Origin of the sequence: Rhizobium tibeticum (assembly GCF_900110205.1) — a bacterium.
GTDB lineage: Bacteria > Pseudomonadota > Alphaproteobacteria > Rhizobiales > Rhizobiaceae > Rhizobium > Rhizobium tibeticum.
This window is the reverse complement of record NZ_FOCV01000001.1, coordinates 239748-254133: the sequence shown is the minus strand read 5'-3', so window position 1 is coordinate 254133 and position 14386 is coordinate 239748. Positions and strand designations below refer to the sequence as shown.

Below are 14386 nucleotides of genomic sequence, written 5' to 3'. Positions count from 1 at the left end.
TCATTGTGAAATTAATAGTCTATTAATAACGATAGGCCGGAATTGGGTCCAGAACAGCGCCCGGTTTTCGGCTGGAAAGGTTAACGCGTTGTGCGTCGCACAAACATGTTGCAATGCACAAAAATCTGCGCTATATAATAAACATCTAACCTACGAGGCAATCACGCATGCCGAGGCAAAAGGAGCGCAAACCAATGGCTAGCATAAAGATGGACGACGTTTTTTCAATGTCGTCTCTTGACCCTTCCAAGTTCACTGAATCCTTCCGCGATTTCGCAGAAAAGGGCGCGCAGCAGTCGCGTGAAGCCTACACGAAGATGAAGACCGCTGGCGAAGAAGCGAGCAAGACGCTCGAAGCGACTGTTCAGACCGCCCAGGCAGGCGCCATTGAGATCGGCCACAAGGCGATCGACGCTCTGCGCACGAACGCTGAAAACTCGCTTACGCATATGGAAGCGCTGCTTGCAGTCAAGTCGGTCGCCGAACTCGTCGAGCTGCAGACCACCTTCTTGCGCAAGCAGGTCGAGCTGACGATCGAGCAGGCCAAGACCATGCAGGAAACCTCCAAGCAGGTTGCCGAAAAGCTCGCGAAGCCTTCCAAGGAAGCAGCTGAAAAGGTCATGGCCTCCTTCAAGACGGCCTGATTTTTCGACACGATACACGAAGGGGCTGGACCATTTGTCCGGCCTTTTTGTATATTGGGGAGAGATAGGGCTTGAATTAATTTGCAAGTCCTCGTATGTGACCCCCGTCGCGTCGGACGCGATTTGTGCGGTTGTAGCTCAGTTGGTTAGAGCGCAGGTTTGTGGCACCTGAGGTCGGAGGTTCGAGACCCCCCAACCGTACCATTCTTCTCCCTCTCGTAAATATGTGCATTCCCAATGCGAAGCTCATCGCGTTCGTTCGCGCGACCGGGACGACCAACTTGATCTCGACAGGCAGGCCGAGCGGAATGCTGACGAGGCCAATGACCACTCGGCCCGAAAGCATGTCCGACCCCGAAGACCTTGGCGAGGGTCGGAGGTCGCGGAAATCGCCTCGCGTCCCAATGTAGAGCCAAGCGTTGCCACCGCAGTCACTTTGTCGAGCGATCCGAGATGCGCCCGGATCGCCGTAAGAGCGCTCAGGGCGGCAGTTTCGGCCGCCTTTCGTCCATCCTTCGCCGATAGCGCGCGCCGACGCGACCGATGACTTGCGGCCGTGACCGACGACGGGCAACATTGCGCTCAGATAGAGGAGATTGCCGATCTTCACGCTTTCCACGTAATTGCCAAGGGCGTTAGCGCCGGAGGTAGCGTAATTCCGAGATCTTTCAGCCGCCGTTACTGCGCCAGCGGTGGACGCTTTGCCAGGCGTTGCCATTTGCCCAAATGTGCGCCGCCGTCGACGGTCAGCACCTCCCCTGTCATGCGCGGAACCTTCGTCAGAAACAGTACCGCATCGACGATTTCGTCGACGCTGGAGATGCCCGTCTTTGCCTGCAGCGGACACGGGATCAGGCTGCTGCCTTCAAATTGTTGCGAGGATCAGATTGCCAGCGGCGATCTCGTCCGCGTCCTTCCGGAATGGTCGCCGCCGACGGTTTTCACCTAGTCTCTCCCACCCGACGGTTTCTTCCGTCGAAGCTGCAGGTCTTCCTGGAGGAGCTGAAGCGCTGGAAAAGCCCGGGGGTGGACGCCGCTTCGATGACCGCGCTCGGGACTGACGGACGGACGCATGGGCCGTCCGCCAGGAAGCGTTTATCGATCAATACTTCGATGGAACATAAAGCTGCGGCGGCAATACCTTGCGCTCGTAGTCGGGATTGAAGACGCGGTCCGGCAGCGTGATTTCCTCGTGCGGAACATCGCCATAGGGGATCTGCCGCAGCAGGTGATCGATGCAGTTCAACCGCGCCCGCTTCTTGTCGTTGCCTTCGACGATATGCCAAGGCGCTTCGGGAATATTGGTGCGCGCGAAGGTCTCTTCCTTTGCCTTCGTATAGCCTTCCCAGCGGACGCGCGATTGCAGGTCCATCGGCGAGAGCTTCCACTGCTTCAGCGGGTCGTGGATGCGCACAAGGAAGCGCATCTGCTGTTCTTCGTCGGTAATGGAGAACCAGTATTTAACGAGCCTGATGCCCGAGCGGACGAGCATGCGCTCAAACTCCGGCACGTCGTTGAAGAATTGGTCGACCTGATCCTCGGTCGCAAAACCCATGACCCGCTCGACGCCGGAGCGATTGTACCAGGAGCGGTCGAAGAGAACGATTTCGCCGCCGGCAGGCAAATGCGGCACGTAGCGCTGGAAGTACCACTGCGTCTTCTCGCGGTCAGAAGGGGCGGGCAATGCGACGGCGCGAACGACGCGCGGATTGAGGCGCTGCGTGATGCGTTTGATCACGCCGCCCTTTCCCGCGGAATCGCGGCCCTCGAAGATCACGACGACCTTCTCCTTGTTGTAGACCACCCAATCCTGAAGCTTGATCAGCTCTGCCTGCAGCGACAGCAGCGCACGAAAATAGTCGAGCCGCGGAATCGATGCCGGGTGCGCGTTGCGGTAGATTTTGCGGATCGCGTCGGAGAGCGCCGGCTCCGAGAGCTCCAGCTCATAGTCCTCGTCGATGGTGTCGGCCAGTTCGGCCTCGAGCCAATCGGACTGGTTGTTGTCGGATATGTTGTTCATGGACGTTTCCCCTCGATGCGTTCGTGGCAAGATTTGAAATACAGTTACCTAGCCGGCCTCAGACCAATTGGCGCAAGACGACAAATAGAAGAAAGGCGATCATGATCGAGGCTGGCAGCGTCAGAATCCAGGCCATCATCATGTTCCTCACCGTCGACCACTGAAGCCCCGAGCCGTTCGTGGCCATCGTGATCGAGCCGACGAGCGTATGCGAGCTCGATGAGGGAAGGCCGAGATACCAGGTGCCGAGGTTCCAGACGATCGCTGCCAGAAGCAGCGCAAAGACCATTGCAAGGCCCGATCCCGAGCCGACCTGCAGGATCAATTCTACCGGCAGAAGCGCCAGGATGCCGAAGGCGACGGCGCCGCTCGACATCAGGACGCCGAGGAAATTGAAGAAGCCGGACCAGATGACGGCCAGTTCCGCCGGCATCGAGCGGGTATAGATGACGGTGGCAACCGCGTTGGCGGTGTCATGGAAGCCGTTTACAAATTCGAAGCCAAGGGCAATTAGCAGCGCGATCCCGAGCAGGATCCAGGGAACGGCAACTGCGCTCGTCAGGTCCCGGCCGAGAGCATAGGCAACATAGCCAAGTCCTACGAGAAGCAGGATCAAGAATACGGGGACGAACCATCTTCCTGAGCTTGTCCCCTCAAGTGGATGGCTGGGACGATCATGACGATGTTCTTCACCCTGAACTATTGTCATCTTCCGGCTCGCTCCCATCTCGACTGGTCCTTAGTCGGGTCTATTCCTCTAGAATGAACCTCCTGTGACATTGGGTGCGTGGCTCGTGCACTGAGTTTGAAGAATTGCTCGCTTTATACGTGCGTTCGTCAATGGATTAGACATAGTAAATTGCGATATCGCTATTGGGACGCGGCTCGGCCATGTTCTTGCCGCGCTTTGTTCATTCTTTGCTACTAAATCGATCCGCGGGGGCGTGATCTTCGGGCCACGCGTTCGCATGATCCTCTGACCTGGCGATATCGTTGGATCCGACCTATGTCAGCTGCTGCCAGACTTGCTTCGGAAAATGTCTTGCGCTTTCGAAGTAAATCCGGCGACGCTTCGGCTTTCGCCGATGCGCTTTGACCGAAGCCTCATCGCCCGAACCTTGTGGTCTCATTTGCCCAATTTCGATCGCAATGATTCGTCCTCAAGCCCATGCGGACGCCCAAAAATAGGTGACAAATCGCCGCGTGCGAGACGTTATTTGGACACATGGCTGCCTCTACGCTCGGGACGAGGCGGTCAGGCAAATATGCTTTGCTTACAAAGGGCAACGAAGTTTTGCGACCTTAACCGCGCTCCTGTCGCCGGGCTCTCGTCGATCACGGATTAACCATACTGCATTGCAATTCGTGATCGAGAGTGCCATTTTCCCGCCGGGGGCTAATTCAGAGTGATTTCAGAAGGAGACTTAAATGTCCATTTCGCTCAGCAATCTGGATGCATCCAAGGCTACCGCCGTTTCGGCCATGAATGTAGCCGCTGCTGTACGTGCCGCTCGTGAGGCAGTCGGCTATAGCGTCGATGACCTCGCAGTGACCTGCGGCCTGGTCGTCAATGAGATTGAGGAAATCGAGGGTGGCGAGGATGCTGATCCCGCCAAGCTCAAGCGGATCGCCGCTGCATTGCAGGTGCCGCTCTCATCGTTGGTTCCGATGTGATCATGACCTCAGGGCCGGGCAGGCATTTGCCCGCCTGGCCTTGCCTCTCCTTCAAAGTGCCTGAAACGACCTCCTTCATTTCCTTTTAACTATCCCCTCCGAACAGGCTGAATGCTTTTGCCCCGCAAAGGGTAGTTTTACCGTCGCTGATTGTGCGGTGCGTTAGCAATTTCATAGCAAATGTCCCTCGAAGAGCCGAGCGCCTGTGCGCTGCGGCGGATTCCTGTATCGGGGAGGTAGAATGAGCCGGGTTCGTCGCATTGGCGCCACGCGGATTGATTTGAACGAATTTATCAAGCGCGGCGCGCTTGCCGTCCTTTCCATTCTCGCGGTCTTGCTGCCGATCCTGAAGGTCAGCTTCACCAGCGAACCGGGCGATATCGTTCTCGGGGATTTTCAGCTGCTCGGCGGGGCCGCTTATCTCTTGCCGGTGGCATTTCTCTGCGGCCTTGCGACCGTTGTCATCGATGGCATGCGGGCACACGCTCGCTTCATCGACATGGCCGGATTGATCATTGCGTTCGTGGCTGTCTCACGCGGCGCATATGCTCTCGGCTCAAGCCTTATGCAGGATGCGGCGTCAGTTGATGAACCTTCGCAAAGGTTGGATCAATTGGCGCAAGTCTCCTTGTCCTACGGCAGCATTCCCTTGCTGCTGGTGCTCGTCGGCGCTTTTTGGCAATTGCGGACGTCCTGGCGCAACTGAGCCGCATGCCTGGCGGATGGAACCGCTCCCGCTCCCTAGACGTTCCGTCGATAGGAGAAATATACATGTCTAAAACGCTTCTATATGGTGCGACCAAGGTGGACGAAGACAATAGCGCTTATTCCGCCATCGCAAGCCTCGAGCAATTCCAGTGGCGCAACCGCGTCCTAGTCGTCTTCGCCGACGAGAAAAACGCGCGAGCTGCGCGCCAGGAAAATCAGCTTCTCGCCAATCGCGATGCTTTGCAGGAACGCGATATCGTCATTCTCAAGATTGCCGGCGGCAGTGTGAGGGTCCTCTTCGGAGCCGGCGAAAATCTCGATGCTGCGGCGATTGCAGGCGAAGTGGGCGATCCCACCGTCGGAGAGTTCGCGGCTTTTCTCGTGGGCAAGGACGGGACGGTGAAGCTCAAGGTCAGCGAGCCTATCACCAGAGGCGAACTGTTCGCCATCATCGATGGCATGCCGGTGCGCGCAGCAGAAGTTGCCGCAGAGAAGCAGCAGACGAGCGAAGAGCCTGAGACGCGCCACTGATCCTTGTACTGCTGAGCCGACATCACAGGAATATGTGGCGCTCGGCAGCGACGAGTTCCTGCAGGAAATCGGAAACGGTGCGTACCCGCACGAGTTCACGCGCACTTTCGTGAAACGTCGTCCAGTATGCCCGTCGGATCGAAATATCCGGCAGAATGCGTACCAGTTGGGGATGCTGCCGGGCAATATAATCGTGCAGGATCCCGATCCCGGCGCCCGAAAGTACAGCTTCCGTCTGCCCGGTCGCCGAGGAAATCTCGAAGGAGGCGTTCCAGTTGCGCATCACCTCGCCGGTGAAGTTCAGCGATTGGGAAAAGATCAGATCCTCGACATAGCCGATCCTCCGGTGCTGCTTCAGGCCCTCTGCGTCAGCAGGCAGGCCGTTGAGCTCGGCATAGCTTCGCGAGGCGTAGAGACCAAGCGTGTAGTCGGTAAGCTTGGCCGAGACGAGGCGGCCCTGTTCGGGCCGCTCCAGCGTGATGGCGATATCCGCCTCACGCTGCGACAGCGAGAAGGACCGCGGTACCGGCACGAGCTGGATCTTCAGTTCCGGATGGCGTTCGATCAGGCGGCCCGTGCGGGGCGCGAGAAAGGAAACGCCGAAACCGTCAGGCGCCCCGACACGCACCGTCCCCGCGATCGCCGTATCGGTGCGGCCGAGATTGGCCTGCACGGACAGCATTTCGGTTTCCATCCGCTCCGCAGATGCGAGGAAAACTTCGCCCTCCGCCGTCAGCTCGCAGCCGTTTGTGCGGCGGACGAAAAGGCGGCTCTTCAGCGCCTCTTCCAACGAGGTGAGCCGCCGTGAGAGCGTGGCGTGGTTGAGCCCCAACCTTTTTGACGCGGCAAGGATTTGCCCGGTACGAGCAACCGCGAGGAAGATGCGGACGTCGTCCCAGTTCATGGCTTTGCTCGCATCATGACGGGTTCGACATCGACCAATGTCAGCGACGTCACCATCCCGGCGGTTCCGCTCTTATATTTGAGGAAATGCGGCGTCCTCAGATGCACTTCGTACGCCTTCGAGCTCGCATAGACTTCAAGGATGCGGATTTTGTGCGGACTATCCTTGATGGAGACCGCATTCAGGGAAAGGACGCCGTCCTCCAATGTGACAGATGCCTCGATCTCCTCAGCCAATAGAGCGCGATAGGCCTCAAGCTGGTCCGGATCGATCTCGAGCTCCGCCATTCTGACGACAAGTTTGCCGCTCATTGAAGTACGGCCTCCTCTTGAGTTAGGCTTGCCCGCTGCATGCCGGGCCAAGCCTCGGAATAGAACTTGGGAGAAGCATCGGCTCTGGTGGCTGAGCTTCAATTCATGCGCAACGGTTGCTTATCTTAGCTCATTGATTTGTGCAAATTGAAGTGCGATTGTTGGCCATCCAAAAAACAGGAGGAGCACCTATGCGTGAGATTGGTCATTTCATCGGCGGTAAGCATGTCGCTGGCACCAGCGGCCGCACCAGCAACGTCTTTAATCCGGCAACCGGCGAAGTTCAGGCGACTGTGGCGCTGGCAAGCGTCGAGGATTTGCGCGCCGCCGTCGAGAACGCCAAGGCCGCTCAGCCGAAGTGGGCAGCCACGAACCCGCAGCGCCGCGCCCGCGTCTTCTTCAAGTTCGTCGAGCTGCTGAACAAGCACATGGATGAACTCGCGACGCTTCTGTCCACCGAGCACGGCAAGACTGTCGAAGATTCCAAGGGCGACATCGTCCGTGGTCTTGAAGTCTGCGAATTCGTCTGCGGTATTCCGCATCTGCAGAAGGGTGAATTCACGGAAGGCGCCGGCCCTGCTATCGACATGTATTCGATGCGTCAGGCGGTCGGTATCGGTGCGGGCATCACCCCGTTCAACTTCCCGGCCATGATCCCGATGTGGATGTTCGCGCCGGCAATTGCCTGCGGCAACGCTTTCATCCTGAAGCCGTCCGAGCGCGACCCGTCCGTACCGCTTCGTCTTGCAGAACTGATGATTGAGGCTGGCCTCCCGGCAGGCATCCTGAACGTGGTCAACGGCGATAAGGCTGCGGTCGACGCCATCCTGACGGATCCGGATATCGGCGCGGTCTCCTTCGTCGGTTCCACGCCGATTGCCCGCTACGTCTATGGAACGGCTGCCATGAACGGCAAGCGCGCACAGTGCTTCGGCGGCGCGAAGAACCACATGATCATCATGCCCGACGCCGACATGGACCAGGCCGTCAACGCTCTGATGGGCGCAGGCTACGGCTCTGCCGGCGAGCGCTGCATGGCGATCTCGGTCGCCGTCCCGGTCGGTGAGGATACGGCCAATCGCCTGGTCGAGAAGCTGGCGCCGAAGATCGAGTCGCTCCGGATCGGTCCTTACACTGACGAGAAGGCCGACATGGGTCCGCTCGTCACCAAGGAAGCCTATACCCGTGTCAACGGGCTTATCGACCGTGGCGTGGAGCAGGGTGCAAAGCTCGTCGTCGATGGCCGCGGCTTCAAGCTGCAGGGCTACGAGGACGGCTATTTCGTCGGTGGCACGCTGTTCGACCATGTCACGCCTGACATGGATATCTACAAGACCGAGATCTTCGGGCCGGTCCTCTCAGTCGTTCGCGCCAAGAACTACGAGGAAGCCCTGGATCTGCCGATGAAGCACGAATATGGCAATGGCGTCGCGATCTACACCCGTGATGGCGATGCCGCCCGTGACTTCGCCTCGCGCATCAATATCGGCATGATCGGCATCAACGTTCCGATCCCGGTTCCGCTTGCCTACCATTCCTTCGGCGGTTGGAAGGCATCGAGCTTCGGCGACCTCAACCAGCACGGTTCGGACTCGATCAAGTTCTGGACCAAGACGAAGACGATCACCGCACGCTGGCCCTCGGGTATCAAGGACGGCGCCGAATTCGTCATGCCGACGATGAAGTAAGCGAACAACGACGTTATTGAATTGGGGGCTTAGGCCCCCAATTTGCGCTTTTAAGTTGTTGAATTCGAGCGTGCGCGCTTCTCAATCCGCGACCGAATAGCTAGGGTCCGACCTCGAGCCGTCAGTACGACTGGCCGGGGGTAGGGAAAACACATGCTCTTTAAGAATCAAATGCTGGCGGAAGCCCCAGCGAACCCGTTTGTACGCGCGAAATTCACCGGCAGTGCGTCTGAATATTTCGGTATCTGGATCGTCAACGTACTTCTGACAATCGTCACGATCGGCATTTATTCCGCCTGGGCGAAAGTTCGGCGCAATCGATACTTCTACGGCAATACGGTCCTGCTCGGGCGCGCCTTTGAATACCACGCGACGGGCAAGCAGATTTTCCTTGGTCGAGCCGTTGTCTTCGTAGGCCTGGTGATCATCAACGTGATTACCACGATCAACCCGCTTCTTTCGCTTGTCACAACGCTCGTCATTCTGGTTGCGCTGCCGTGGCTGATCATGCGCGGCCTGCGGTTCAATGCCCGCGTTGCCAGCTACCGGAACGTCCGGTTTGATTTCGTCGGCGGTGCCGGAGGGGCGTTCGCCACAGTCATCCTCGGAAGCCTGCTGGCTGTCGTGTCGTTCGGCCTGCTCGCACCGTTCTCGAGCCGCTGGCTGAATCGCTATGTCTTCAACAATCTTCGCTACGGCGATCGGCCCTTCCATACGGATCCGCGGATCGGCTCGCTTTACGGTGCACTCCTCATCCCGGCTTTGATGGTTCTGCTTGGCGGTGTCGTGTTGGGAGTGATCGGCTTGGGCGCCTTGGGTGCCGCCGCTCCATTGCTTGATGACGGAGCAGCGGATGATCCTCAAACGGGCGCCGCGATTATCGGCCTTGTCTATCTCGCGCTGTTTGGCGTGTTCATCGTCTATGGCCTGGCGGCACTCGTCTATCGGGCTGCGGTTCACAACATCGTCTGGTCATCCATGACCATCGACGGGCGCCATCAGCTGAAAAGCGATCTCGGTCGCAGGCGCTATGCCTGGATCGCCATTTCGAATCTGCTCGTCATAATCTGCACGCTTGGTCTCATGCGGCCATGGGCTGCGGTGCGCCTGGCGCGTTATATCGTCGAGCACACGGCAATTCGGGTCGAGGGAGAAATCGGTGATGTCGCGACGGCCATCGAGGCAACCGGAGCGGCAGTGGGCTCGGAATACCTCAGTATGGAGGGGTTCGATTTTGGCTTCTGACAGCGAAGTCATCGCCCGCGGCGACTGGTATCCGGCACATTCCAGTCGGTCGGCCGCCGCCGCATTGGTGCCGCGAACCGGCGAACTGATCGCTATTGGCGCGGATGGGGTGGCGCTTTCCGTAAGTGTCGTCTCCGCCTTGTCCTTCAGTTCGCGCGTTGGCGCCATTCCGCGCCGGATCATCTTTGCCGACGGCTCCGTTTTTGAAACCGCGGATAACGACGCAATAGACCACTATCTCCGCTCGAGTGGGCACAAATCCGTCAGCTGTGCCTATCGCCTTGAGAAACTCCATCCGCGCATCCTGGTTTTCGCGCTTCTCGTCATCTTGCTGGGCGTTGGCATCTATCGCTACGCGCTTCCGGCCCTTGTCGAACTGGCAGTCCTCGTGACGCCGCCGATCGTGCCGGAACTGATCTCGTCCGGCGCACTCAGCACGCTCGACAAGACCGCTCTCGCGCCGACCCGCCTTTCCGAGCACAGGCAGAAGATCATTGTGGAGCGGTTCGAGCGCGTTGCCTCGGGAGCAGAGGGTGAGAGCTACAAGTTGAACTTTCGCGTAGGCGGCCTGATCGGACCAAACGCGTTTGCGTTGCCTGACGGGAACATCGTGATCACCGACGAACTGGTGGCGCTTGCCGGCGGGGACGACGAGATGCTCGCCGCTGTCCTGGCGCACGAGGTCGGTCATGTCGAAGGCAAGCACAGCCTGCGGCAAATCTATCGTGCGGCGGGCGTGGCCGGTCTGGTCATGCTGATCGCCGGCGATGTCGGCTCCGGCGTCGAAGATGTCTTGACGCAAGGCGGCGGATTGCTGGCGCTATCTTACTCTCGCGCGGCGGAGAGCGAGGCGGACAGGCGATCGGTCGATCTCATGCGCAACGCAGGAATGGACCCGGTTGCGCTTGTTCGCTTCTTCGACGCGCTCGAAGAGAAGCTCGCGGATCATTCCAGAACAAGCATGCTGTCCACCCATCCGGGAACGCCGGACCGCAAGGACGCCATTCTGAAATATCGGGCGGGTTCGGACTGAAAAAACGTCGCGGCAATCCGTCTCACATAAGGTGAATAATTTCATATTTTGGAATTGTTCAAAACTACCAAAACCACTATATAGACCACTGTAACTGACGATTCTGGAGATCGGCATGCGATTGACCAAGCAGACCAACTATGCGGTTCGCATGTTGATGTATTGCGCTGCCAATGATGGGCAGCTGAGCCGGATTCCGGAGATTGCCAGGGCATACGGCGTTTCTGAACTCTTTCTGTTCAAGATCTTGCAGCCTCTTAACAAGGCCGGCCTGGTCGAGACGGTTCGCGGCCGCAACGGCGGTGTGCGGCTCGGCAAACCGGCGAAGGACATTAGCCTCTTCGACGTGGTTCGCGTCACGGAAGATAGCTTCGCGATGGCCGAGTGCTTCGAGGACGACGGCATGGTCGAATGCCCGCTTGTCGACAGCTGCGGCTTGAACTCCGCCTTGCGCAAGGCGCTCAACGCCTTTTTCGACGTGCTGACGCAATATTCGATCGACGATCTCGTCAAGGCGCGACCGCAGATCAACTTCCTGCTGGGCCTGACGGGCGATCGTGAACCTCGTCGCAAGCCGACGATTGCCGCTCCGGCGGCCTAACCCGCGATGACGAATTTTTGATGCGACCGTGGCAGCGTTTCGTGCCGCGGTTGTTCTGTTTTAGGGGAGTTTGGTGCTAAAAATTCGCGCGTGGCGTGTGCAACAATGCTCTTGCCGACGCGAAATTATACCAAATGCGACAGGAATCGAGTTTATCCAGTCCGTTTATTTCTAAATGCGGCCCATTTTTGGCGGAAAATTACTAAAGTTGTCCATCTGGAAAAATTTTCCACTTCGGTCGTTGATTTCAGCAAATAAATGTCGTTCCATCTGCCGTCATTCCGGAGGGTTTCCGGGATCTCAAAGAAAAGAACAAACCTGGGAAACGATATCATGAAAAAGATGTCTGTCTTGTTGGCCGCGACGGTCCTGGCTTCGGCCATGGCATCCGCAGCCTGGTCCAAAACGCTCGTTTACTGCTCTGAGGGCTCGCCGGAAGGCTTCGATCCCGGCATTTACACTGCAGGCACCACTTTCGACGCTTCCTCGCGCACGGTCTACAGCCGTCTCGTCGAGTTCCAGCACGGCAAGACCGAAATCGAGCCGGGCCTGGCCGAAAGCTGGACGGTTTCCGACGACGGTATGGTCTACACTTTCAAGCTCCGTCCGGGCGTCAAGTTCCAGACGACCGAGTTCTTCACGCCAAGCCGCGATCTGAACGCTGACGACGTCGTCTTCTCGTTCGAGCGCCAGTTGAAGGCTGATAGCCCGTGGGCGAAGTATGTCGCCGGCGTTTCCTACGAATATGCGGCAGGCATGGGCTTCCCCGACCTCATCAAGTCGGTCGAGAAGGTCGACGACCTGACCGTCAAGTTCACGCTGAACCATCCGGAAGCACCGTTCCTCGCTGACCTCGCAATGGACTTTGCCTCCGTTCTGTCGAAGGAATATGCCGACAAGCTGCAGGCTGACGGCAAGATGGAGCAGATGAACCAGATGCCGCTCGGCACCGGCCCGTACACCTTCGTCGCCTACCAGCCGGATGCCGTCATCCGCTACAAGGCCAACGAAACCTACTTCAAGGGCAAGGAAAAGATCGACGATCTCGTTTTCGCGATTACCCCGGACGCTTCCGTCCGTGCCCAGAAGCTGAAGGCCGGCGAATGCCACATCATGCCGTACCCGAACGCGGCTGACATCAAGGACCTGCAGACCGACTCGAGCCTGAAGGTTCTGGAACAGCCGGGCCTGAACGTCTCCTACCTCGCCTACAACACGCTTCAGGCTCCGTTCGACAAGGCCGAAGTGCGCAAGGCGCTGAACATGGCGATCAACAAGCAGGCGATCGTCGAGGCCGTCTTCCAGGGCGCCGGCCAGGTTGCCAAGAACCCGATCCCGCCGACGATGTGGTCGTATAACGACGCCATCAAGGACGACGCCTACAACCCGACCGAGGCCAAGGCCCTGCTCGAAAAGGCTGGCGTCAAGGATCTCAGCATGAAGATCTGGGCAATGCCGGTTTCGCGTCCCTATATGCTGAACGCACGTCGCGCCGCTGAACTGATGCAGGCTGACCTCGCCAAGGTCGGCGTCAAGGTCGACATCGTTACCCACGAATGGGCTGAATACCTGAAGCTCTCCAAGGACAAGGCCCGCGACGGTGCCGCGATCCTCGGCTGGACGGGTGACAACGGCGACCCAGACAACTTCCTTGATACGCTGCTCGGCTGCGAAGCCGTCGGCGGAAACAACCGCGCGCAGTGGTGCAACAAGGAATTCGACGACCTCGTGAAGAAGGCCAAGAAGACCGCTGACGTCGCTGAGCGCACCAAGCTCTACGAACAAGCTCAGGTCGTCTTCAAGAAGGAAGCTCCGTGGGCGACGATCGATCACTCCACGGAATTCGTGCCGATGAGCGCCAAGGTTTCCGGCTACGTGCAGGATCCGGTTGGTGTTCACCGCTTCGACGGCGTTGATATCGCCGAGTAATCAAAATTATGCAAAGATGCCCGGCAATCCCGGGCTTGGCCGGCGGTCAGGTTTGATACCTGACCGCCGGAACACTATGGACACTTGCCAATGTTGCGATTTCTCATCGGACGCCTCGCGATCCTGATCCCAACCTTCATCGGCGTTTCGCTCATCGCCTTCTCGTTCATCCGTCTGCTGCCCGGCGATCCGGTCATGCTGATGTCGGGCGAACGCGTGATGGCGCCGGAACGTCATGCCCAGGTCATGCATGATCTCGGCCTCGATCGTCCGGTCTACGTGCAATACCTGGATTACCTCGGCAATGTGGTGCAGGGTGATCTTGGTTCGTCGATCGTCACCAAGCGCCCGGTTCTGCAGGAGTTCGGTTCGCTGTTTCCGGCGACGCTCGAGCTCTCGCTCTGCGCCATTCTGTTTGCCATCGTGCTGGGCATCCCCGCTGGCATCTTCGCAGCCGTCAAGCGGGGAACATGGTTCGACCAGGGCGTGATGGGCGTGGCCCTTGTTGGCTATTCGATGCCGATCTTCTGGTGGGGGCTGCTGCTCATCGTTCTCTTCTCGAATACGCTGCACTGGACCCCTGTGTCGGGCCGCATCTCGCTGATGTATTTCTTCAAGCCGGTCACCGGCTTCATGCTGATCGACAGCTTGCTGTCCGGCCAGGCCGGCGCATTCAAGTCGGCTTTCGTTTCGTTGATCCTGCCGACCATCGTTCTCGGAACCATTCCGCTTGCCGTCATCGCGCGGCAGACACGCTCGGCCATGCTTGAAGTGTTGGGCGAAGATTATGTTCGCACCGCACGCTCCAAGGGCCTCGCACCGATACGCGTCGTCGGCCTGCATGCGCTGCGCAACGCCATGATACCGGTTGTGACTTCGATCGGTCTGCAGGTCGGCGTCCTGCTCGGCGGCGCAATCCTGACGGAAACGATCTTCTCCTGGCCGGGTATCGGCAAATGGATGGTCGATGCCGTCTTCAAGCGCGACTACACCGTCGTTCAAGGCGGGCTGCTGCTGATCGCCGGCATCATCATGATCGTCAATCTGATCGTCGACCTCATGTACGGTCTCATCAACCCACGTATTCGTCATTAGGAG

At 58.5% G+C, this 14386-nt stretch carries 13 protein-coding genes, 1 tRNA gene and 3 pseudogenes; 11 read left to right on the top strand and 6 right to left on the bottom strand.

What is annotated here, in order from left to right; genetic code table 11:
• Positions 1-194: 194 nt before the first annotated feature.
• Positions 195-644 (top strand): phasin, encoded by a 450-nt coding sequence (locus BSG20_RS01275; protein WP_072370836.1) that lies wholly within the window; start codon positions 195-197, stop codon positions 642-644.
• Between the two features lie 127 nt (positions 645-771).
• Positions 772-848 (top strand) — tRNA-His (locus BSG20_RS01270).
• 61 nt (positions 849-909) lie between these two features.
• On the opposite strand, the pseudogene BSG20_RS37200 reads toward BSG20_RS01270, so the two are convergent.
• From BSG20_RS37200 to BSG20_RS01250, 4 genes and pseudogenes are all read right to left on the bottom strand, one after another.
• Positions 910-1362, bottom strand: a pseudogene (locus tag BSG20_RS37200) (RidA family protein); the annotation flags it as partial.
• A pseudogene (locus BSG20_RS37195) lies at positions 1359-1484 on the bottom strand (3-oxoacyl-ACP reductase); the annotation flags it as partial. The pseudogenes BSG20_RS37200 and BSG20_RS37195, both read right to left, overlap by 4 nt.
• A 262-nt stretch (positions 1485-1746) precedes the next feature.
• Complete coding sequence (gene ppk2 / locus BSG20_RS01255) at positions 1747-2664, bottom strand: polyphosphate kinase 2 (protein WP_072370831.1); 918 nt, start codon at positions 2662-2664, stop codon at positions 1747-1749.
• A 61-nt stretch (positions 2665-2725) separates the two neighbouring features.
• Positions 2726-3373: pseudogene (locus BSG20_RS01250) on the bottom strand (inorganic phosphate transporter); the annotation flags it as partial.
• Positions 3374-4092: 719 nt separating this feature from the next.
• Between BSG20_RS01250 and BSG20_RS01245 the strand changes: the two are divergent.
• The 3 genes from BSG20_RS01245 to BSG20_RS01235 all read left to right on the top strand — a co-directional run bounded on the left by BSG20_RS01245 (position 4093) and on the right by BSG20_RS01235 (position 5577).
• Positions 4093-4338, top strand: coding sequence for a helix-turn-helix domain-containing protein (locus BSG20_RS01245; protein ID WP_024312958.1), 246 nt, complete (start codon positions 4093-4095; stop codon positions 4336-4338).
• Positions 4339-4579: 241 nt separating this feature from the next.
• Complete coding sequence (locus BSG20_RS01240; RefSeq protein WP_072370828.1) at positions 4580-5044, top strand: hypothetical protein; 465 nt, start codon at positions 4580-4582, stop codon at positions 5042-5044.
• A gap of 65 nt (positions 5045-5109) precedes the next feature.
• Positions 5110-5577 (top strand): DUF4174 domain-containing protein, encoded by a 468-nt coding sequence (locus BSG20_RS01235; protein WP_072370825.1) that lies wholly within the window; start codon positions 5110-5112, stop codon positions 5575-5577.
• A gap of 22 nt (positions 5578-5599) precedes the next feature.
• On the opposite strand, the gene BSG20_RS01230 is transcribed toward BSG20_RS01235, so the two are convergent.
• Together BSG20_RS01230 and BSG20_RS01225 are read right to left on the bottom strand one after the other, a co-directional pair.
• Positions 5600-6481, bottom strand: a complete 882-nt coding sequence (locus BSG20_RS01230; RefSeq protein WP_072370822.1) for a LysR family transcriptional regulator — start codon at positions 6479-6481, stop codon at positions 5600-5602.
• The gene (locus BSG20_RS01225) at positions 6478-6792 is read right to left on the bottom strand and encodes a putative quinol monooxygenase (protein ID WP_072370819.1); all 315 of its coding nucleotides are present in this window, start codon (positions 6790-6792) and stop codon (positions 6478-6480) included. The genes BSG20_RS01230 and BSG20_RS01225 overlap by 4 nt, the downstream gene beginning before the upstream one ends.
• A gap of 191 nt (positions 6793-6983) precedes the next feature.
• Here BSG20_RS01225 and BSG20_RS01220 point away from each other — a divergent pair, with 191 nt between their 5' ends.
• The 6 genes from BSG20_RS01220 (at position 6984) to BSG20_RS01195 (ending at position 14383) form a co-directional block, all read left to right on the top strand.
• Positions 6984-8480, top strand: a complete 1497-nt coding sequence (locus BSG20_RS01220; RefSeq protein WP_072370816.1) for a CoA-acylating methylmalonate-semialdehyde dehydrogenase — start codon at positions 6984-6986, stop codon at positions 8478-8480.
• A 153-nt stretch (positions 8481-8633) separates the two neighbouring features.
• Complete coding sequence (locus tag BSG20_RS01215; protein ID WP_072370813.1) at positions 8634-9725, top strand: YjgN family protein; 1092 nt, start codon at positions 8634-8636, stop codon at positions 9723-9725.
• Complete coding sequence (locus BSG20_RS01210) at positions 9715-10758, top strand: M48 family metallopeptidase (protein WP_072370810.1); 1044 nt, start codon at positions 9715-9717, stop codon at positions 10756-10758. The genes BSG20_RS01215 and BSG20_RS01210 overlap by 11 nt, the downstream gene beginning before the upstream one ends.
• Positions 10759-10873: 115 nt before the next feature.
• Positions 10874-11359 (top strand): iron-responsive transcriptional regulator RirA, encoded by a 486-nt coding sequence (rirA, locus tag BSG20_RS01205; RefSeq protein WP_072370807.1) that lies wholly within the window; start codon positions 10874-10876, stop codon positions 11357-11359.
• 333 nt (positions 11360-11692) lie between these two features.
• The gene (locus tag BSG20_RS01200) at positions 11693-13288 is read left to right on the top strand and encodes an ABC transporter substrate-binding protein (protein ID WP_072371116.1); all 1596 of its coding nucleotides are present in this window, start codon (positions 11693-11695) and stop codon (positions 13286-13288) included.
• Positions 13289-13378: 90 nt separating this feature from the next.
• Positions 13379-14383 carry an ABC transporter permease subunit gene (locus BSG20_RS01195; RefSeq protein WP_037114015.1) on the top strand — a complete coding sequence of 335 codons (1005 nt, stop codon included), beginning with the start codon at positions 13379-13381 and terminating at the stop codon, positions 14381-14383.
• Positions 14384-14386: the final 3 nt, after the last annotated feature.

Bases quoted from the DNA above. Each gene is read 5' to 3' on its own strand.
- BSG20_RS01240 (WP_072370828.1), top strand. From the start codon at position 4,580: ATGAGCCGGGTTCGTCGCATTGGCGCCACGCGGATTGATTTGAACGAA.
- BSG20_RS01215 (WP_072370813.1), top strand. From the start codon at position 8,634: ATGCTCTTTAAGAATCAAATGCTGGCGGAAGCCCCAGCGAACCCGTTT.
- BSG20_RS01195 (WP_037114015.1), top strand. From the start codon at position 13,379: ATGTTGCGATTTCTCATCGGACGCCTCGCGATCCTGATCCCAACCTTC.
- BSG20_RS01235 (WP_072370825.1), top strand. From the start codon at position 5,110: ATGTCTAAAACGCTTCTATATGGTGCGACCAAGGTGGACGAAGACAAT.
- BSG20_RS01230 (WP_072370822.1), bottom strand. From the start codon at position 6,481: ATGAACTGGGACGACGTCCGCATCTTCCTCGCGGTTGCTCGTACCGGG.
- BSG20_RS01225 (WP_072370819.1), bottom strand. From the start codon at position 6,792: ATGAGCGGCAAACTTGTCGTCAGAATGGCGGAGCTCGAGATCGATCCG.
- BSG20_RS01245 (WP_024312958.1), top strand. From the start codon at position 4,093: ATGTCCATTTCGCTCAGCAATCTGGATGCATCCAAGGCTACCGCCGTT.
- BSG20_RS01275 (WP_072370836.1), top strand. From the start codon at position 195: ATGGCTAGCATAAAGATGGACGACGTTTTTTCAATGTCGTCTCTTGAC.
- rirA (WP_072370807.1), top strand. From the start codon at position 10,874: ATGCGATTGACCAAGCAGACCAACTATGCGGTTCGCATGTTGATGTAT.
- ppk2 (WP_072370831.1), bottom strand. From the start codon at position 2,664: ATGAACAACATATCCGACAACAACCAGTCCGATTGGCTCGAGGCCGAA.
- BSG20_RS01220 (WP_072370816.1), top strand. From the start codon at position 6,984: ATGCGTGAGATTGGTCATTTCATCGGCGGTAAGCATGTCGCTGGCACC.
- BSG20_RS01200 (WP_072371116.1), top strand. From the start codon at position 11,693: ATGAAAAAGATGTCTGTCTTGTTGGCCGCGACGGTCCTGGCTTCGGCC.